3 protein-coding genes are annotated in these 2470 nt (G+C 62.1%); 1 reads left to right on the top strand and 2 read right to left on the bottom strand.

Features of this window, described 5'->3' with window-relative positions:
• The coding region (locus E5W87_RS05165) for a sugar phosphate isomerase/epimerase (RefSeq protein ID WP_292394658.1) at window positions 1-818 on the top strand (818 nt) is incomplete at its 5' end.
• Window positions 819-850: 32 nt separating this feature from the next.
• Here the strand turns inward: E5W87_RS05165 and E5W87_RS05160 are convergent.
• Together E5W87_RS05160 and E5W87_RS05155 are read right to left on the bottom strand one after the other, a co-directional pair.
• Window positions 851-1687, bottom strand: coding sequence for an SMP-30/gluconolactonase/LRE family protein (locus E5W87_RS05160; RefSeq protein ID WP_292394656.1), 837 nt, complete (start codon window positions 1685-1687; stop codon window positions 851-853).
• A 7-nt stretch (window positions 1688-1694) separates the two neighbouring features.
• On the bottom strand, window positions 1695-2470 hold a 776-nt coding region (locus E5W87_RS05155), incomplete at its 5' end, for a CoA-transferase (RefSeq protein WP_292394654.1).

Below are 2470 nucleotides of genomic sequence, written 5' to 3'. Positions count from 1 at the left end.
ACACCAGGGAGGCCGGCTTCGACCTGATCGAATTCTCCTATCTCGACCCTGCCAATGTCGACATTGACGGGCTGGCCAAGCGCATCGCTGGCCTCGATCTCGGCGTGGCGATCAGCATCGGACTGCCGGCCGACGGCGACATTTCTAGCGCCGACAAGACGATTGCCGCGCACGGCGTCGAAATTCTAAAACGTACGATCGCGCTTACTCGCGATCTGGGTGGTCAGAAGGTCGCCGGCATCCTCAGTACCGGCCACGGATTGCAGACCGAGGCGCCGACGCGCGATCAATGGAACCGCAGCGCCGGAACGCTCGCCAAAGTCGCGGAGACCGCCAAGACCGCCGGCGTCACGCTCAACCTCGAGATCGTCAACCGTTTCGAAAGCAATCTGCTCAACACCGCGGCGCAAGGGCTGGCCTTCATCGAGGACACCGGCTCAGACAATATCTTCCTGCATCTCGACACTTTCCACATGAACATCGAAGAGGCCGATGTCGCCCTGGCCATCCGTCATGCGGCTGACAAGATCGGCTATGTCCATATCGGCGAGAGCCATCGCGGCTTCCTCGGCACCGGCAACATCGACTTTGCAGCGATCTTCGATGCGCTGACCGCAATCGGCTATGGCGACGACCTCAGCTTCGAATCCTTCTCCTCGGAGATCGTTGACGAGAACCTGTCGAAGAAAACCGCCATCTGGCGCAATTTGTGGACCGATAATATGGAGCTGGCCCGGCATGCCCGCCGCTTCATCGCCATCGGGCTGGAGACGGCACGGCGCAAGGCCGAGCTTGTTTCATCAAGCCATCGACCTTAGGGCTGCTCGACACTGATTGACCGGGCGTGGCGCTAGTTTGGAATTGTGGCCAGGTCGATCTCGGTTATATGCCAGCGACCCAAATTGGCTGTGTAGAGTTTATTGCCCTTGAAGGCGATGTTGGTGGGGTGGGCGAGCGTGGTCGCGGTCGGATCCTCGATCAGCACTTCGAGGCCTCTGTCCTGGCGCCAGCGATAGATCCGGCTTGGCTCGTAACATGAAATGAAAAGCGAGCCGTCGGGCGCAAAAGCCACTCCGTCCGGAACATTGTCCACGTCTTCGACGACGACCTGCCGGGCCCCTGCCGCGCCGTCAGCCCGGATCGGCACATAGCTGACGCAAGGCGCGTTGCTTTCCACGACATAAAGCCCGTTGCCGTCCGGTGCCATCGCCATGCCATTGGCAAAGGCCATGGTTTCGCGGCACCACAGGCCGCCGTCGCCCGTCTTGAGGTCGTAGCGGAAGATGCCGGAGCGGTTGTCTTCGCCAACGCTGTCCGAAACATAGAGCCAGCCTCGTGTCTCGTCGACGATCGGATAGTTCGGCACGCGGATGCCAGCCGAGGCGAAGCGTTCCATAAGACCCGTCCCGGCATTCCAGCGAAAGATCGCCGAATGCTTCAAATCGCAGGCAAAACAGTTTCCCACGCTGTCGAAAGCAATACCGAGCAGAAAACCTTCCGTGCCACCCATGCGTTCGACCGAGCCGCCATCGGCGGCCAGCCTCAAGAGGTCCCCGGTTTCGGTGCCGCACCAGATCGACCCGTCGCGGTGGACGGCCACGCCCTCCGGATGGGCAACGCGCGGAGTTGTGAATATACCGTCGAAGAAGACCCGGGCGGCGGCCATTTCAAGCAACGGCTTTGCCATGGGAGCCTCAGCCTCCTGCGGCCTGCGCAGCGATACAGCGCTCGACCATGATGCGGTCGGCGGCAAGGATCTCGGCGATCAGCGCACCACGCTCCTTGGCGCTGACGAATTCCAAGCGGCGCAGACCGAGGGGATCGATCCGGTTTCGCAGGACACCGAGCGTAGCGTCCGAAGGGAGCGGAATTTCCCGGCAGTCGGCATCGAATGTCACGGGAAAGCCGGTGGCATCACGGATTTGCTGCTGCGTGATATCAGGCATGGTTTCGATGACGATCAATTCCCGGCTCGAGCGATCGAGCCGAAAGACGCAAAGGTCGGTGAACACCAGCGCCTCGCCGGTCCGATAGCCCATCGGCTCGCGTTCACTCTGGGTGAGCAAGCCGCGCGCCGAACTGGCGATCTCGACGTCCTCTACCAGCGACTGCACCGAATGGCGGGGAACGTAGAGCAAATAGTCACGGTGCATGTTGGCGACGTCGGCCATGCCGCCCTGCCCGGGCAGCCGGATAAGGCCGCCGTCGCGCTTGCGCAGCGCGATGGTGTTGACGCGGCCGCGTCGATCGACTTGCGCGGCGCCAACGATCTCATGCGTCACCGCACCGGCCTGGTAGTAGGTCGAGTAGGTGTCGTCGCCACCGGCATGCGCCACCGCCGTCTCGCAATCGAGGCTTTCGATCAGCGACAGGATCATTGGGCTCGGCGCGATATCGAGGTGGCCGCAACTCATCGTCGCGATGATCATGTCCGGCGCGTGCGTCGCCTTTGCCAGCCGGTAGGCAACGT

This window comes from Mesorhizobium sp. (assembly GCF_004962925.1).
Classification (GTDB): Bacteria; Pseudomonadota; Alphaproteobacteria; order Rhizobiales; family Rhizobiaceae; genus Mesorhizobium.
The sequence above is the reverse complement of the archived record's forward strand: the minus strand, read 5'-3'. Positions and strand labels throughout refer to the sequence as shown.

What these genes read in the sequence shown, in the direction of transcription:
- E5W87_RS05160 (WP_292394656.1), bottom strand. Translation starts at nt 1,687, where the DNA reads ATGGCAAAGCCGTTGCTTGAAATGGCCGCCGCCCGGGTCTTCTTCGAC.